Below are 16190 nucleotides of genomic sequence, written 5' to 3' on the forward strand. Positions count from 1 at the left end.
GTTAATCCCCTCCCGTTACTTGTAAATCTTTTTGATAATCTTCTAAATTTAATTTAATCCATTCACCTTGATATAAAATATACCAATTAGGTTCCAACATTAAACTATGTGCATCATCTAAATGACTCATTGTATATCCAATCTGAATATCGTGGATGTTTTCAATTTTAAAACGATTATCATTTTGCAAGAAAGTACTAATTTCTTGTCCAGATGGTAATTGTACCTCTTCAGAATTTAATAAATTTCCTATTTTAATAAGTGATCTTGTATACTGAAATAACTCTTGCTCACGCCATTCCTGTTCGATAATACTTAACGAATAATGATCAAATACCGGATAACCCTCATAATATAAACGATAACGAATATTGTTAGAAGATTTATTAATATTTTCAAATAAATAATCGTTTGTCCAACCTTTATGTTCATTAATATTATTTACGCTTTTTTCAACCAGTTCAATTGGATCTAAAATATTATAAGTAGCCTCGATTGGATTAAAAAACTCTAATTTCCTACCGTCTTGAACAATTCTCAGACCTCGTTGTCCATCTGTAAAATAAGCTTCTCTTACGTTAGGAGTTACAAGTGCTGGGTTACTAAATAAAGCATTGATAAAATCGTCTGGTCGAATAATAGTAGCTGCTAGCGTTTTTTTAGCCATCTTCACTCGATCTTTCGGAAGGTAGATTGGTGAATTAGATACTCCAAAACTTATATATTCAGATGATTTACTTTCATCTTTCATTATAGCTAAAATGTCGTCATATACCTCTGCCTTTTCAATCGTAGCAGTTATTTGTTTTCGGTTATCTACTGATATAATCTTCAATTCCACAGTGCGTTGTTTTTCATCAAGCACTAAAAAAGCCCGTTCAAAAGACCAACTAGGTGGATCGATTTGGTCATGAAAAGTAAATAAGTTCGTAACTAAATCGGCGGGTATAGCACTTGAAAATACCATTTCAACAAATTTTTTATTGTCATCTGGTCTACCGTTCGAGTTTGTCAAACGATAATCGTACAGAGACCAGGAAGCAATGTCTTTATAAAAACTGTAACGATCATTTGGGGTAATAAAACTAGTCGCCTTTTCTCCATTTCTAAAAACAATTTCTATTGGCTCAACTACTTCATTTTTTGTTCTTTCCAATCCACCAATATCTACTTCATTTACATAACTGGTGTCCAAAACATTTTCATAGTTTGGCTGGTAGCTCCATAAGATAAATGAGAGAAGAAAACTTATTCCTACTAACACAACTAAAATAAACGATTTCACTGTTTCATATTTCATACTTCTCGCCTCCGCTTCTCATTAATAAGCGGGAGAGTAAAGTAGATGGTTGATCCTTTACCCTCTATACTATTTACCCAAATCCTACCATAATGTGCCTCTACCAGTTCACGTGTAATAGCAAGTCCTAATCCTGTACCACCCAATTGCCTAGTCCTTGCTTTATCGACTCGATAGAAACGGTCAAAGATTTTATCCAATTTGTCGTACTCAATTCCTATTCCTTCATCACTTATACTTACCACAATTTGTCTAATATGTTTTTCTAATTTGCAAGTGATTTTTCCACCATCTGGGGAGTACTTAATGGCATTAGAAATAATATTATCCAAAATTTGCGTCATTCGGTCTTTATCTATCCATACATAATACGATTCAGATGGTATATCTCTTACAAATTGAATTTTTCCATCTTTCACGTTCATTTCAAAACGATCAATTACTTCATGGAAATAATGAACAAATTCTACATTTTCTCTAACCAATGACAGCTCTTTACTATCCATTCTTGATAATTGTAGTAAACTATTCACCATTCGGATCATTCGCTCTGTCTCATTTTGTGTAACTTCCAGAAACTTAGGAGCTATAACAGGATCTTCCCAAGCACCATCCGTTAAAGCCTCTATATAGCTTCGCAATGTTGTTAACGGCGTTCTAAGTTCATGTGAGACATTAGAAACGAATTCTCTTCTTTCCTGTTCAATTTTCTCATCTTCTGTAACATCACTTAACACTGCGATTAAACCACTTGCTTGATCGTGATCTTGATTATCATAAATAATGGAGAAATTTGCTCGAACTAAAATTATATTATTCTCTTCACTTAAATCAAGAACAATAGATCCTGTTTCTTGAAGTTCAATAATATCTTCTACTTTATCTTCAAGATCTAATAGTGTTAATAAATCTTTACTAATTAAACTATTTGGATTTTCATTAAAAAACCTTCCTGCAGCTTCATTGATTAGAGTAATTTCACCTTTATTATCCGTTGCAATGACACCTTCAGTCATATTCTCTAATACGGAGCTTAGTTTTTTCTGCTCATTTTCTATCGTGGCCATCGAGTGTTTTAAACGATCATTTAAATGGTTAAATGTCACTGCTAATTGACTGATTTCATCAGAACCGTATACATTGACCTTTTGAGAAAAGTCGCCCCGTGCCATCGTTTGCGCTTGTCGCCTCATCTCAACTATCGGTTTTGTAATCGCTCTGGCTACTAGTATTCCAAGACCCATCGAGACTACTAATGCAATCACTGAACCTTTGAAAAATATTTCATTTATTTTTTGGAGTTGTCCATACACACCTTCTAGAGATGTCTCTAAATAGATGACGCCTTGAACATTATTTTCCTGGTCATGAATCGGCTCGACTCGAACAAAAATCCGCTCTCCAGTTCTATTATTAAACAACGTACTGTCAATTGATGTTCTAAATTTTATTGCCCTTTGAACCGTTCCCTCAGTTATCTTCTTTCCGATTATATCTTGATTTAAATAATCATTTGTACCGAGTACTCTTCCCTGGTTGTTAATAACTTGAATCGTTGTGGCACGTGAACCATCTACATCTGTAACAATGTTTTGTACATCTTCCTGTAATGTCGGTTCTAATGGATCATCCGTACGTTTTTTATTAAATGCTTGTTCAAGATTATAACCAAGTAGATCGATCCGATCATTAATTGATTCCTTAAAGTTATCAAGTAATTCTACTTCTAGTTCGCGAGCAACATAAGAACCAATTACTTGTACTGCGATAATTAGAAGCAAGATATAGATAATCATAAACTTTAATTGGATCGAACGAAAAAAACCGACTTTTTTCATAAAATAATTACTCCTCGTCTAGGTTACGCAAATAATACCCTACTCCTCGACGTGTAACAATTAATAGAGGATTACTCGGGTCTTCTTCAATTTTTTCACGTAATCTTCTAACTGTCACATCTACTGTTCTTACATCCCCAAAATAGTCATAACCCCATACTGTTTCCAATAAATGTTCGCGTGTCATTACTTGTCCAATATGACGAGCTAAATAATAAAATAACTCAAACTCACGGTGGGTTAAATCAATATGTTCTCCGTCTCGTGATACACTATACGCCTCTGGATGGATTGTTAAGCTTCCAATATTAATCTCTTTCTTCGTTACTGTACTCTCATCAATCACTTGCTGTTGTCTTCTTAGATTTGCTTTTACACGAGCAATCAATTCTCGATTACTAAATGGTTTAGTGACATAATCATCTGCCCCTAATTCCAATCCAAGAACTTTATCAATTTCAGAATCCTTTGCAGTCAACATAATAATTGGCATATTCTGCGTTTTACGAATTTCTCGACATACTTCATTCCCGTCTTTACCTGGTAACATAATATCAAGTAAAATTAAATCTGGATTTTCCTTTTCTGCCAATTCGATTGCATCATTTCCATCATGCGCGCAAACGACATCATAACCCTCTTTTTCTAAATTAAATTTTAATATTTCAGCTATTGGTTTTTCATCATCAACGACTAATATTTTTAAAGCCATCTTATTCTCCCTGCTTTCTATATTTTATAATGATCTATTTTATCATTTAAGATTATGTTTAGTTTTATCCTATCTATCTATTTTAACTTATTTCGGCTTAATTGTCTTACCTTTATAATTAGATGCAAAAAAGTCCTTTCACTAGTTTAATATTAGTGAAAGGACTTCCTATTAAGATCAAATCCGAACAATCTGGTATAAATAGATTGTATCATACGTTTTATATATTTATCTGTACACGCTTCGAACTACATTTGTTTGCGTTCTATCTGGACCAACTGAAAAAATAGACAAAGGAATTTCAGTTAACTGAGCTACTCGCTCTAAATAATGTCGTGCATTATCAGGTAATTCGTGTAAGCTTTTTACACCTGTAATATCTTCTGTCCATCCAGGTAATTCCTCATAAACTGCTTCACATTTAGCTAGAATATTTAAATTAGCTGGAAACTCTTTTATTATTTTACCGTTATATTTATACGCTACACAAATTTTTAACGTTTCAATACCAGTCAGAACATCTAAAGAGTTAAGCGATAGATCAGTAATTCCACTGACACGACGAGCATGGCGAACAACTACACTATCGAACCATCCAACCCGGCGCGGCCTTCCAGTTGTTGTTCCGTACTCTTTACCAACTTCTCTTATTTGATCTCCAATCTCATCTGTCAGTTCTGTTAAAAATGGCCCATCCCCAACACGTGTTGTATAAGCTTTTGACACCCCTACAACAGCAGAGATTTTAGTCGGACCGACGCCAGAACCAATCGTTACTCCACCCGCAACTGGGTTTGAAGATGTAACAAATGGATACGTTCCTTGATCAATATCAAGCATAACCCCTTGAGCACCTTCAAATAAGACACGACGTCCTTGGTCTAAGGCATCATTTAAGACGACAGATGTGTCACAAACGTATTTTTCTATTTGTTGACCATACTCATAATATTCGTCTAAAATATCTTCAACACGAAACGGTTCTACTTCATACACTTTCTCCAATAACCGGTTTTTCTCTTTAAGGTTTTGCTTTAATTTTTCAGTAAATACATCTTTATCTAATAGATCTGCAATTCGGATTCCCATCCGTGCAGCTTTATCCATATATGCAGGGCCTATCCCTTTTTTCGTTGTTCCAATTTTATGGATACCCTTCTCTTCCTCTTGAAGAATATCTAATTTTAAATGATATGGCAAGATAACGTGGGCGCGATTGCTCACTCGTAATTTATCTGTAGAAATATTCTTATCATGTAAATATTTTATTTCTTCTACAAATGCTTTTGGGTCAATTACCATACCATTTCCAAGTACACATGTTTTTTCGGGAAAGAATATACCCGAAGGAATTAAATGTAATTTATACGTAATATTATCAAAAACTATCGTATGACCTGCATTATTTCCACCTTGATAACGAGCTACTACTTCAGCATTTTGGGATAGATAATCGGTTATCTTTCCTTTCCCTTCATCTCCCCACTGAGTACCTACTACAACTACTGAGGACATCGTGCACCTCCACTAATATTTTGAAGTCATTTTTCCTTAAATACATTTGTAAGTGTATCAATTATCATGCATCAAGTCAACTGAAACACGAACATTTATAAGTTATTTCTTGAGAATGTTCGGTTATATCAGTATATTTCCTGTTTTTAAGCATTAGTTTACACATATACAAATTCTTTATACTGGAATTGGGGGAGGTACTTCGCTGCTATCGTATCTAAAGTCTAAATCAACAAATTTGTTGAACTCTTTAACAAAAGCAAGTTCCACTGTTCCTGTTGGACCATTTCTTTGTTTAGACAGTATAATTTCAATGTTTTGTTGCTCAGATTCTGAATCATAGTAATCATCTCGATATAAAAATCCTACAATATCAGCATCTTGCTCAATACTTCCAGATTCCCTTAAGTCTGACATCATCGGACGTTTATCCTGGCGGGACTCCACTCCACGTGATAACTGAGAAAGGGCTATTAAAGGGACTTCTAATTCTCTCGCCAAACCTTTCAAAGACCTAGAAATCTCTGAAACTTCTTGTTGTCTGTTTTCCCGGGAGTTTTCACTACCTTGAATTAATTGTAAGTAATCAATAATAATCATACCAAGTCCATGTTCTTGCTTCAGTCTGCGGCATTTTGAACGGATATCTGTGACACGAATTCCTGGAGAATCATCTATATATATACCAGCGTGGGATAGACTTCCCATTGCCATCGTTAGTTTTCCCCAATCTTCTTGCTCTAATTTCCCTGTTCGAAGACGTTGCGAGTTAATATTTCCTTCGGCACATAACATCCTTTGGACGAGCTGATCTGCTCCCATCTCTAAACTAAAAATAGCAACATTTTCATCCGTATTAATTGCAACATTTTGAGCAATATTTAATGCAAATGCTGTTTTACCCATGGATGGTCTAGCTGCAATAATTATCAAATCATTACGTTGGAAGCCAGATGTCATCCGATCTAAATCTCTAAAACCAGTAGGAATTCCTGTTACATCACCTTTTGCATGATGTAATTGTTCAATATTATCATAGACATCTATAAGAACATCTTTAATTGGCTTAAATGCATTGACGTTTTTTCGGCTTGAAACTTCTAAAATGTTTCTCTCTGCCTCATCAAGCACTTCTTCTACTTCATCTTCTCGAGAAAAAGTTTTTGTAACAATATCTGTTGCTGTATTAATTAAACGACGTAATAATGCCTTCTCTTCGACGATTTTACTGTAATAATCAATATTTGCAGCCGTTGGCACACTACTAGCGAGATCTGTTAAATAGGTTACTCCTCCCGCAATATCAAGCTTGTCCGAATTAGCAAGTAGCGTGGTTACAGTAACAATATCAATTGGTTCGCCTTTTTCGAATAATTGGTACATTGCTTCAAATATGACTTCGTGACTGGCCCGATAGAAGTCTGTAGGGCCTAACCTTTCAGAAGCCGTTGAAAATACATCTGGCTCTAAAAATATAGCTCCAATGACTGCCTGCTCTGCTTCTATATTATGTGGAGGTGTTCGTTCATTCACACTTTATTCATCCTTTTCTTCCAGCTATAAATTATAGCATGGAAAAATTTTTATTATTCTTCAATAACATGAACCTTTATCGTTCCTGTCACCTCATGATGAAGCTTCACTGGTACTGAATGGTGACCTAATGAACGAATCGGATCTTTCAGCTCAACTTTACGGCGATCAACATCCAATTTATATTCCTTTTTTAACGTGTCAGTAATTTGTTTACTCGTAATTGATCCAAATAATCGTCCATCTTCACCTGATTTAGCCTTCATTTGTACCGTTGTATCTGCTAATTTATTTTTCAGTTCTTCTGCCGCTGCTTTCTCTTCTTGAGCTCTTTCTGTTTCTTTTTGTTTTTGCGCATTTAATTTTCTTAAGTTTCCGGGAGTTGCCTCTTCAGCTAATTTATTTTTAAATAGGTAGTTATTCGCATATCCTACTGGTACATCTTTTACTTCGCCTTTTTTACCTTTTCCTTTTACATCTTCCAAAAAGATTACTTTCATGTTAAGTTCTCCCCTCAAAATAACTATTTATTTTTTCTCTTAATTCATTTTCAACCTCATCAATTGACTTATCTTTTATTTGTGTAGCAGCATTTGTTAAATGCCCACCACCGTTCATCTCTTCCATAATAATTTGAACATTTACTTCACCTAGTGATCTAGCACTAATAGAAACTACATCTTCACTTCGTCTTGCAATCACAAAGGAAGCATTTACCCTATCAACAGTTAGTAGAGCGTCTGCAGTTTGGGCAATTAATATTTGATTGTAATATTGATCATCGGCTTTAACAATTGCCAAAGAATCATGAAAAATATAAGCCCGTTCAATTAACTTATTTCTTTTAATTAATGTATCCAAGTCTTCTTTTAAAAACTTCTGAATTAATACAGGATCTGCTCCTTTTGATCGTAAATAAGATGCAGCATCAAATGTACGGGATCCTGTTCGAAGTGCAAAACTTTTTGTATCAACGATAATTCCTGCCAATAAAGATGTAGCCTCTATTGTAGATAATTTCTTTTTATTAGGTTGATACTCAATTAATTCTGTCACTAATTCTGCGGTCGAGGAAGCATATGGCTCCATATACACTAATGTAGGATTAGCTATAAACTCCTCTCCTCGCCTGTGATGATCTATTACAACTTTATATTCTGCATTTCTGATTAATTTTTCGTGTGCCACAAGTGAAGGGCGATGCGTATCAACAACGACAACTAAACTTCTGCTTGTATAAATTGCCTCTGCTTCTTCCGGACCGATGAAATGTTTCCATAATCCTTCTTCCTGTTTTACTTTCTCAATCACTTTCGAAACACCAGTTGTGACATCATTTTCATCAAATACAATATATCCCTCTACATCATTAGAATTAGCTATGTTTAACACACCAATAGTTGACCCTAATGAATCCATGTCGGGGGCTTTATGTCCCATAATAAGTACATTATCACTTTCTTTTACTAACTCTTTTAAAGCATGAGATATTACTCTAGCTCTAATTCTAGTTCGTTTTTCCATTGGGTTTGTCTTCCCACCAAAGAAACGTACCTTCCCTGTTTCATCTCGAATCGCAATTTGATCTCCACCTCGACCAAGTGCTAAGTCTAAACTGGATTGTGAAAGTTTTGCTAATTCAGGGATGGGAACATTACCCGTTCCAATTCCAATACTCAATGTAATTGGATTTCTCTGAACTTCTTCCATATTTAAAGATCTGATCTCATCTAAAATTTCAAACCGTGATTTTTCTAACAGTAAGAGCGTCTCCTGTGTTAAAACCGCAACAAAACGATCTTGAGATGTTCTTTTTATATAAAAATGATAGTCATCGGCCCATTTATTTAATTTAGCAGTTACTTCTGAGTTTAACTTACTTTTTAAATTATCACTCATATTGCGAGAAATTTCCTCGTAATTATCTAAGTAAATGGTTGCTAATACTACTTGTTCATCTTTATATAGCTTTTCTAGTTGTTTTTCCTCGGTCCGATTAAACAAAAAGAGTGTTTGATTGATTCGGTCAATTTTTGTCTTAAATTGCAAATGATTAATTGTTAACCAAACCTCTTCTTTTTCAGATTTTATCTGATTGATTAAATCGTCGGAAAAAAAATCCAGAGTCTTTCCTAATACATCTTGCCGATCGTTTATTTTAAAAATAAATGGATTTATCCATTTAATGGTATAATCGTCATCATAAATAATAATTCCTATTGGCATATTTATAAAAACTTTTTTTCCGGCATTTTCAACTTGGTAAGAGAGCTTCGATAAATATTTCAACTGTTGTTTATTAATTCTTTTCTCTTCTCGTTTATTGTAATAAAATGAAATACACAATAGAATTAGAAAAAAAGCTCCGATTAACCATTGAAAATAAAATAAAACTCCTGTCATCAGAAAAGAGAGAACATATGTCGCCCATATATAGTTGTTTCTAATTGTTCTTTCATAATGCTCCAACATGTTCAACTCCTAATATATACTAGCTGTTTTTTACTTTTCTTTATTACTTGCTAATCTTGCTTTTAATGAAAAACCTAAATCCATTATACCAATAATTCGAATGAGAAACATAAACAATTGAGGAATTAGTAAAGTAAAAACAACTATAATAATCGGTATTGATTTATGCATTTTTTTAAAATCAGCATAGAAAAATACAAATGACAATCCTTGGATTGTAATCAATATGGTTGTTAAGGCAAAGACATTTAAAACAACTAAATACAACCCACTATCCGTTCCAAGATCAATAAATGATAAAATTAAAGCAAAGAAGTATATCCAAATAACAGCCGTTGGAAGATTAAACTGTTTAAATGGAGGAAATTGGAGCTTTTTATTTTCAATTCGATTAATTACTTTATTACTTATCCATTGACTAACAAAAGCTAAAAAGATACTTGCAATAGCAATACTCGAAGGTAACAAGTCTTTAAATGTATACATTTGTTCTTCTATTAACTTTAATTGTTTCTCCGAATTTGCATCTAATCCTATCTGATCCATAATCGAACGCGTCATTGAAATGGAGTCTTGAATCATGATATCCATTTCTTCATATATGTTTATGTTTACTACGTATTGTACGATTATTAATACGAAAACCATTCCTACAATAAACCCTACTGATCCCCTTGCCCATACCTCATATGCTCCAAGTTTTTTATTTATTGCTGTTCCAATAAATATTCCACCAATTCCTGCTAATAAAGTAACAGGTAGCGATACTACGGTTGCAAAGACCATTGTTAACAAAGTTGTCGTTAGCAACATGAGTATAGTAGGCTTCCACCCATGTCTTGCTGCGTAAATGACAAATGGAACAGGTAAAACAAAAATACCAAATGTCATAATAAATGGAACGAATATTACAATTAGTAGTAGGACAATGTAAACTGCTGTCAATAATGCTCCATCTGTTATTTTTTTAGATTGATTCATCATTCCACCTCTATACTAGTTAATACCCTATTACATAATAATATCAGATTTAAAGTTGAATTGTTATTGATGCCTATTTTAATTCTTCTTTGATTGATATAAATTATTCACAGATTTAAAAATCAGTTCTCTCTTCCTGTCTTCTTTCCTGTAAGAACCTTTGGAAAAGTGATATAGTATTCATTAGAAAATTGTAAAGTTAAAAGGAAGAGATGGATGAAAGTTTATTGGAATGCGTTAATACATAGTTTTAAACTGCCAATAAAGCAGTCAGTCTTTGCTTTAAATCGTATTGGGATGGATATTACTGTTATTTATTTGTTTTTCCTATTAGGTTTAGCTTCTTTACCGGCACTATATGAACAGGTTATTGTAAATGATTCTTCTTCGGTACAAACCTTCTTTTTATTGATTTACTTTTTTATTTTTTATTATTTACCATTAGTATTAATCGTGTTTAGTATTTTATCACTATTCGCTTATATTGGAACATTACTCGCCCGGTTTAGTGAGAGAAAATTACGGTATTCTATTATGTGGAAAATGGCTGCATTTGCTACTACTCTTCCATTACTTTCATTCTCTATTGTTTCATTTTTTCATCCGTTAAGTCCGCTTTTTTTATTAATTAGTGCTTTTTATATCTTCTTCATATTAATAAAAATTATTTTCATTTATCCAAAGCGGAAATCACAGAAATAATCTGATTTTGTGCTTTAACTGGTATCTAAAATTCTATGTTTTTTTAAATCCAAACGTTATATTATAAAGCTCCAACTAATATTTTAATACTAAAATAAAAATTCCTTTTCATCTTAATAGATTGAAAAGGAATTTTATTATTTACTCGCTAACAAATGGAAGTAAAGCCATTGATCTAGCGCGTTTAATTGCTATAGTTAATTTTCTTTGGTATTTTGCTGATGTACCAGTTACACGTCTAGGTAAAATTTTTCCACGTTCTGAAATAAATCTTTTTAATAATTCAACGTCTTTATAATCAATATGTGTAATTCCGTTCGCTGTAAAAAAACACACTTTCCGACGTCTTGGACGACCACGTCTCATAGTATCACTCCTTTAACCAGTTTGTTAATATATTAATTTATTTAGAAAGGCAAGTCATCATCAGAAATATCAATTTGTTCTCCATCATTTTGAAACGGGTTAGCTTGTGGCTCTCCCATTTGTCTTGATGGTTGTGACTGGGATGGTGCTTGATGTTGAAAAGCATCGTTCGGATTATACCCGGATGTATCTCGTTGAGAAGCTCCTCTTGACTCTAAGAATTGTATACTCTCAGCCATCACTTCTGTAACATATACCATTTTCCCATCCTGGCCTTCGTATGATCTAGTCTGAATTCTTCCATCAACACCAATCATACTGCCTTTTTTCATATAATTTGCCAGGTTTTCAGCAGCTTTTCTCCATACAACACAGTTAATGAAGTCTGCTTCCTGTTCACCCTGTTGGTTTTTAAAAGGCCTGTTTGCAGCTATAGTAAAATTAGCAACTGCAACACCACTTGCAGTATAACGTAAATCGGGATCTCTTGTTAGTCTTCCAACTAATACGACTCTATTCAACATCAGAATCACTCCCTATTATTCTTCATCTAAACGTACTACCATGTGACGAATAATGTCGTCAGAGAACTTAGCTTGACGATCAAATTCATTTACAGCTTCAGAACCGCCTTTGAAGTTAAGTACTACATAGTAGCCATCACGATAATCATTAATCTCATAAGCAAGTCGACGTGATCCTAACTCGTCCACTTTATCAATCTCTGCCCCATTATCAGTAAGAATTGCATTAAAGCGCTCAATTAAGCTCTTTTGTGCTTCTTCTTCAATATTGGGACGGATGATATACATGATTTCATAATTTTTCATCCTACGCACCTCCTTTTGGTCTATACGGCTCTGCTTATCAATAAACGGGCAGAGCAAGGAGTAATTTTCAAATTACCCACAGATAAAAATTATAACAAAAATCAATTTAAATAACAAATGATTTGGATGTCCTTCGTTACGTTATACATTGAAACGGAAATGAATTACATCTCCATCTTGAACTAAATAATCTTTTCCTTCTAATCTTACTTTCCCATTCTCACGAGCTTTTACCATAGATCCAGCTTCCATCAGATCTTCATACGAGACGGTTTCAGCCCGGATAAAGCCTCGCTCAAAGTCCGTATGAATAATTCCAGCTGCCTGTGGTGCCTTCATTCCTTTTTTAAACGTCCAAGCACGAACTTCCTGTTCCCCTGCCGTAAAATATGTCGCTAATCCTAATAATTGATAAGAAGCTTTAATTAGTTGATCTAAACCAGACTGCTCAATTCCAAGTTCTTCAAGAAACATTTCTTTTTCCTCTTGATCGAGCTCTGCTATCTCTTCTTCAATTTTTGCACTTACGACGACAACTTCGGCGCCATCTTTTTCAGCAAATTCTTTTACTTGTTCAACATATTGATTTCCGTCTATATCTACTATGTCGTCTTCACTTACGTTTGCAACATATAAAATTGGTTTTGCTGTTAGTAAATGTAATTGTTTTGCAATTACTAATTCTTCCTCCGTCAGTTGAATGGATCGCGCCGGAATTTCTTCTTCTAAACCTTCTTTTAATTTCTTCATTACATTAAATTCTTGGACTGCTGTTTTTTCTTTTTGTCGTGCTAATTTTTCACTGCGTTCAAAACGACGAGTTACTGTTTCAAGATCGGCTAAGATTAATTCCAAATTAATGGTTTCTATATCATCAATCGGATCAATTTTACCAGCTACATGGGTGATGTTTTCATCCACAAAACAGCGTACTACTTGGCAAATCGCATCAACTTGTCTAATATGAGACAAAAACTGGTTTCCTAGACCTTCTCCTTTATTCGCACCTTTTACAATACCTGCAATATCAGTAAATTCAAAAGCAGTCGGAACAGTCTTTTTAGGGTTTACCACTTCCGTTAACTTTTGTAATCTCTCATCAGGCACTTCAACAATTCCAACATTTGGATCAATCGTACAAAAAGGATAATTGGCAGACTCTGCACCTGCTCTAGTAATGGCGTTAAATAGCGTTGACTTTCCAACATTGGGAAGTCCAACTATTCCTGCTGTTAATGACATCTATTTCCCACTCCTTAAGGGTTACCTAGTTCAGTTGAACTAATTCGTATTATAATGTGTTTAATTAAAAGTAACAAATAACAAAAATTAAATATTGCCTTCCTGTTTACTAACTAAAATGCAAAAATCCATAAGGCAAAATTACATAATGCTCCTTTGTTACGTACTAACTTTAGTCTTTTGACCCTTTTTCTATTATTTTCTTTAATTTTTTTTGAAACTCATTCCTTGGTATCATAACACTTCGATCACAGCCTAAACATTTAATTCGAATATCCATTCCCATACGAATAATTTTCCACTTATTCTCACCACAAGGATGTTGTTTTTTCATTTCTACAATATCATTTAATGAAAATTGTTTATTCTCCATTTCTATTACTCCTTTAAAATCAATTAGAGGGATTTCAGTTATTAACACAGCGTGAAATTGATAATTAAACCTTGATAGTATTGAGGTAATTAAGATTTCCTTCCTTTTTGTATTTTCAATTAACTGATTGCTTAAAATAGAACTATATTCCGATATTTCATCATGGCATTTGATATAAACTGTGCAGTAATTTTGATAGTAATTACCTTACCGCTATGGAAATATGTTACGCTTTTCGCGGGCGGCTGTTGAGTCTCCTCAACTATTGAAGGAAGGCAGACTAAAATCGCCCTTTGAGGGCAACGTCTGCATACCCCTTGCCGGGGCAGGGTCTCACCGAGGCCTATCCTCCCGCAGAAGTCTCCACATACTTCCTTCGCTGAGTGTACTTGTTAACAGTTCTGTACGTTTTGACACCACTATCACAATGGTTGATTGAAGCCAAAGGGCAGTCGACTCCTGTGGGACCAGCACGAGTCTGAAGACCCAGCAGGAAGTGGTCTTTGCTTCCGAGGAGGCTGAAGCCGTGCCCATGGTAAAGGAGACACAGTGAAAGCAAGTTATAGTGTTGCTTAAACTGATGTCGCTCTTATGCCTGTGGTAAAAGCGAACTGCTCGTAGGCGGAAATCAACGCTGCAGTTTACTAGGTTTACAAATTTTCACTACTACACAGTTTACGTATTTTATACAAAACTGTTTTGGTGTTTCAATAAAATAGAATGTAGATGATTAAGGCTATCTTCTTATTTATATTACCTTCCTTTATCAAGTGGATCGTAATTTTCATTATATCATTTTCAGTAAAATAATATATTCACTTATTCAATCTTGATTGTTCTATTTAGATGTATATTGTTTCACCTTAAAACGTATACTGTTAAAAATAGACGGAAGGAATATACGAATGAACAATCATATCCATGATAACGAGCCAAATTACATTCATTATAAAGACCCATTAGCTTTAAAATCGACAAGTGATCGCCTAATTACACATATTCCACAAGATCATTCTCAACTAATTGTTCTTTGTATTGGCACCGATCGTTCTACGGGTGATTCGCTCGGACCATTAACCGGAACGATATTTACACAGATGATGCCATCGCTTTTAAAAGTTTATGGGACTTTACATAATCCAATACACGCTGTGAATTTAGAAGAAACGATGAATGAAATTAATATGATGTACAGGAAACCTTTTATTATTGCTGTAGATGCCTCTCTCGGAAAAAGTTCCTCGATTGGTAATCTAATTACTGGGATTGGCTCTCTAAAGCCTGGAGCAGCTTTAAATAAGAAGTTGCCAGCTGTTGGAGATGCTTATATAACCGGCGTAGTAAATATTGGCGGATTTATGGACTACGCCGTTTTACAAAGCACACGTTTATCTATCGTACATGATATGTCCCATAAAATTGCACTTGTACTTAAAAAGGTTGATTTCTGGCTTAATCACTATGTATCTAATCAATCTAAACACATTGTAAAAGACAATCATAATAAGACAAGCTAATTAAGTAAAGAACAAATGGTTTATATATACAAATATAGCTACCATAATAATAGATGGCAATAAGTTTGTCACTCTTATTTCTGTTATTTTCAATAAATTCAACCCTATGGCTAAAATTAATAATCCCCCGACTGCAGTTATATCCGTTAGTAAATTATCAAAAATCGGTTCGGGTATAACTCTTTCTATTTGAGTTGCTAATAAAGCTATTGTTCCTTGATATAATACTACAGGAACAACTGATAAAATCACACCAATACCCAATGTTGTTGTTAAAATAAATGACGTGAATCCGTCCAAAACAGATTTCGTAAATAATATTTCATGATCTCCTCTTAGTCCACTATCTAAAGAGCCAAGTATAGACATAGCACCTACCACAAATAACAATGATGCAGTAACAAATGCCTGTGCTATATTCACATCCTCAGTTTTGTTGGTAAATTTACTTGCAACCCAATATCCAAACTTATTTAAAAAGTCTTCTAACTTAAGTAACTCACCCACTAATGCACCAGCAAGTATACTAAGCAAAACGATAATAATAGAATTTACTTGTAAGGCCATTTGCAAACCTATCAAGATAATAGTTAGTCCAATACCTTGAACAATTGTTTCTTTATATTTATCTTTAATTTTCGTCAAAAACATGCCTAGTACACAACCGATTATTATACATATACCGTTAACTATCGTTCCTAATAATACCATGATTTTTCCTCACTGATTTAAAAAGATTAAGGTGTTTTTAAAAATGTTCCACGTGAAACATTTATTTTCACCAAGTAAAAAGACTGATTACATATAGA

Annotated in this window: 16 protein-coding genes; 2 read left to right on the forward strand and 14 right to left on the reverse strand. The window is 34.0% G+C overall.

The window, feature by feature from the left end:
* Position 1: 1 nt before the first annotated feature.
* The 8 genes from SPD48_RS01840 to SPD48_RS01875 all read right to left on the reverse strand — a co-directional run bounded on the left by SPD48_RS01840 (position 2) and on the right by SPD48_RS01875 (position 10351).
* Positions 2-1300 carry a YycH family regulatory protein gene (locus SPD48_RS01840; protein WP_336256347.1) on the reverse strand — a complete coding sequence of 433 codons (1299 nt, stop codon included), beginning with the start codon at positions 1298-1300 and terminating at the stop codon, positions 2-4.
* A complete protein-coding gene (gene walK / locus SPD48_RS01845; protein WP_336256348.1) occupies positions 1297-3138 on the reverse strand; it encodes a cell wall metabolism sensor histidine kinase WalK in 1842 nt (613 codons plus the stop codon). The genes SPD48_RS01840 and walK overlap by 4 nt, the downstream gene beginning before the upstream one ends.
* A 7-nt stretch (positions 3139-3145) precedes the next feature.
* Positions 3146-3850, reverse strand: coding sequence for a response regulator YycF (yycF, locus tag SPD48_RS01850; RefSeq protein ID WP_336256349.1), 705 nt, complete (start codon positions 3848-3850; stop codon positions 3146-3148).
* Between the two features lie 228 nt (positions 3851-4078).
* Positions 4079-5365, reverse strand: coding sequence for an adenylosuccinate synthase (locus SPD48_RS01855; RefSeq protein ID WP_336256350.1), 1287 nt, complete (start codon positions 5363-5365; stop codon positions 4079-4081).
* Between the two features lie 177 nt (positions 5366-5542).
* Positions 5543-6898 carry a replicative DNA helicase gene (dnaB, locus tag SPD48_RS01860; RefSeq protein ID WP_336256351.1) on the reverse strand — a complete coding sequence of 452 codons (1356 nt, stop codon included), beginning with the start codon at positions 6896-6898 and terminating at the stop codon, positions 5543-5545.
* Positions 6899-6951: 53 nt separating this feature from the next.
* A complete protein-coding gene (gene rplI, locus SPD48_RS01865) occupies positions 6952-7398 on the reverse strand; it encodes a 50S ribosomal protein L9 (protein ID WP_336256352.1) in 447 nt (148 codons plus the stop codon).
* A 1-nt stretch (position 7399) separates the two neighbouring features.
* Positions 7400-9370 (reverse strand): DHH family phosphoesterase, encoded by a 1971-nt coding sequence (locus SPD48_RS01870; protein ID WP_336256353.1) that lies wholly within the window; start codon positions 9368-9370, stop codon positions 7400-7402.
* A gap of 30 nt (positions 9371-9400) precedes the next feature.
* Entirely contained in the window at positions 9401-10351 is a 951-nt protein-coding gene (locus SPD48_RS01875) for a YybS family protein (RefSeq protein WP_336256354.1), read from the reverse strand.
* A gap of 216 nt (positions 10352-10567) precedes the next feature.
* Between SPD48_RS01875 and SPD48_RS01880 the strand changes: the two genes are divergently transcribed.
* Positions 10568-11053, forward strand: a complete 486-nt coding sequence (locus SPD48_RS01880; RefSeq protein ID WP_336256355.1) for a DUF1189 family protein — start codon at positions 10568-10570, stop codon at positions 11051-11053.
* 141 nt (positions 11054-11194) lie between these two features.
* On the opposite strand, the gene rpsR is transcribed toward SPD48_RS01880, so the two are convergent.
* The 5 genes from rpsR to SPD48_RS01905 all read right to left on the reverse strand — a co-directional run bounded on the left by rpsR (position 11195) and on the right by SPD48_RS01905 (position 13864).
* On the reverse strand, positions 11195-11419 hold the full coding sequence (gene rpsR / locus SPD48_RS01885) for a 30S ribosomal protein S18 (protein WP_336256356.1): 225 nt from the start codon (positions 11417-11419) through the stop codon (positions 11195-11197).
* A gap of 41 nt (positions 11420-11460) precedes the next feature.
* Positions 11461-11943, reverse strand: a complete 483-nt coding sequence (gene ssb / locus SPD48_RS01890) for a single-stranded DNA-binding protein (protein WP_336256357.1) — start codon at positions 11941-11943, stop codon at positions 11461-11463.
* A 15-nt stretch (positions 11944-11958) separates the two neighbouring features.
* Complete coding sequence (rpsF, locus tag SPD48_RS01895) at positions 11959-12249, reverse strand: 30S ribosomal protein S6 (RefSeq protein WP_336256358.1); 291 nt, start codon at positions 12247-12249, stop codon at positions 11959-11961.
* Between the two features lie 141 nt (positions 12250-12390).
* Positions 12391-13491, reverse strand: a complete 1101-nt coding sequence (gene ychF / locus SPD48_RS01900) for a redox-regulated ATPase YchF (RefSeq protein WP_336256359.1) — start codon at positions 13489-13491, stop codon at positions 12391-12393.
* Between the two features lie 172 nt (positions 13492-13663).
* The gene (locus SPD48_RS01905; RefSeq protein ID WP_336256360.1) at positions 13664-13864 is read right to left on the reverse strand and encodes a DUF951 domain-containing protein; all 201 of its coding nucleotides are present in this window, start codon (positions 13862-13864) and stop codon (positions 13664-13666) included.
* A 905-nt stretch (positions 13865-14769) separates the two neighbouring features.
* Between SPD48_RS01905 and yyaC the strand changes: the two genes are divergently transcribed.
* Positions 14770-15381: a spore protease YyaC gene (yyaC, locus tag SPD48_RS01910; RefSeq protein ID WP_336256361.1), complete on the forward strand. Its 612-nt coding sequence runs from the start codon at positions 14770-14772 to the stop codon at positions 15379-15381.
* Here the strand turns inward: yyaC and SPD48_RS01915 are convergent, their stop codons facing one another.
* Complete coding sequence (locus SPD48_RS01915; protein ID WP_336256362.1) at positions 15382-16092, reverse strand: DUF554 domain-containing protein; 711 nt, start codon at positions 16090-16092, stop codon at positions 15382-15384. It abuts the gene before it with no gap.
* Positions 16093-16190: the final 98 nt, after the last annotated feature.

Source organism: Pseudogracilibacillus sp. SE30717A (assembly GCF_037071985.1).
Classification (GTDB): Bacteria; Bacillota; Bacilli; order Bacillales; family Amphibacillaceae; genus Pseudogracilibacillus.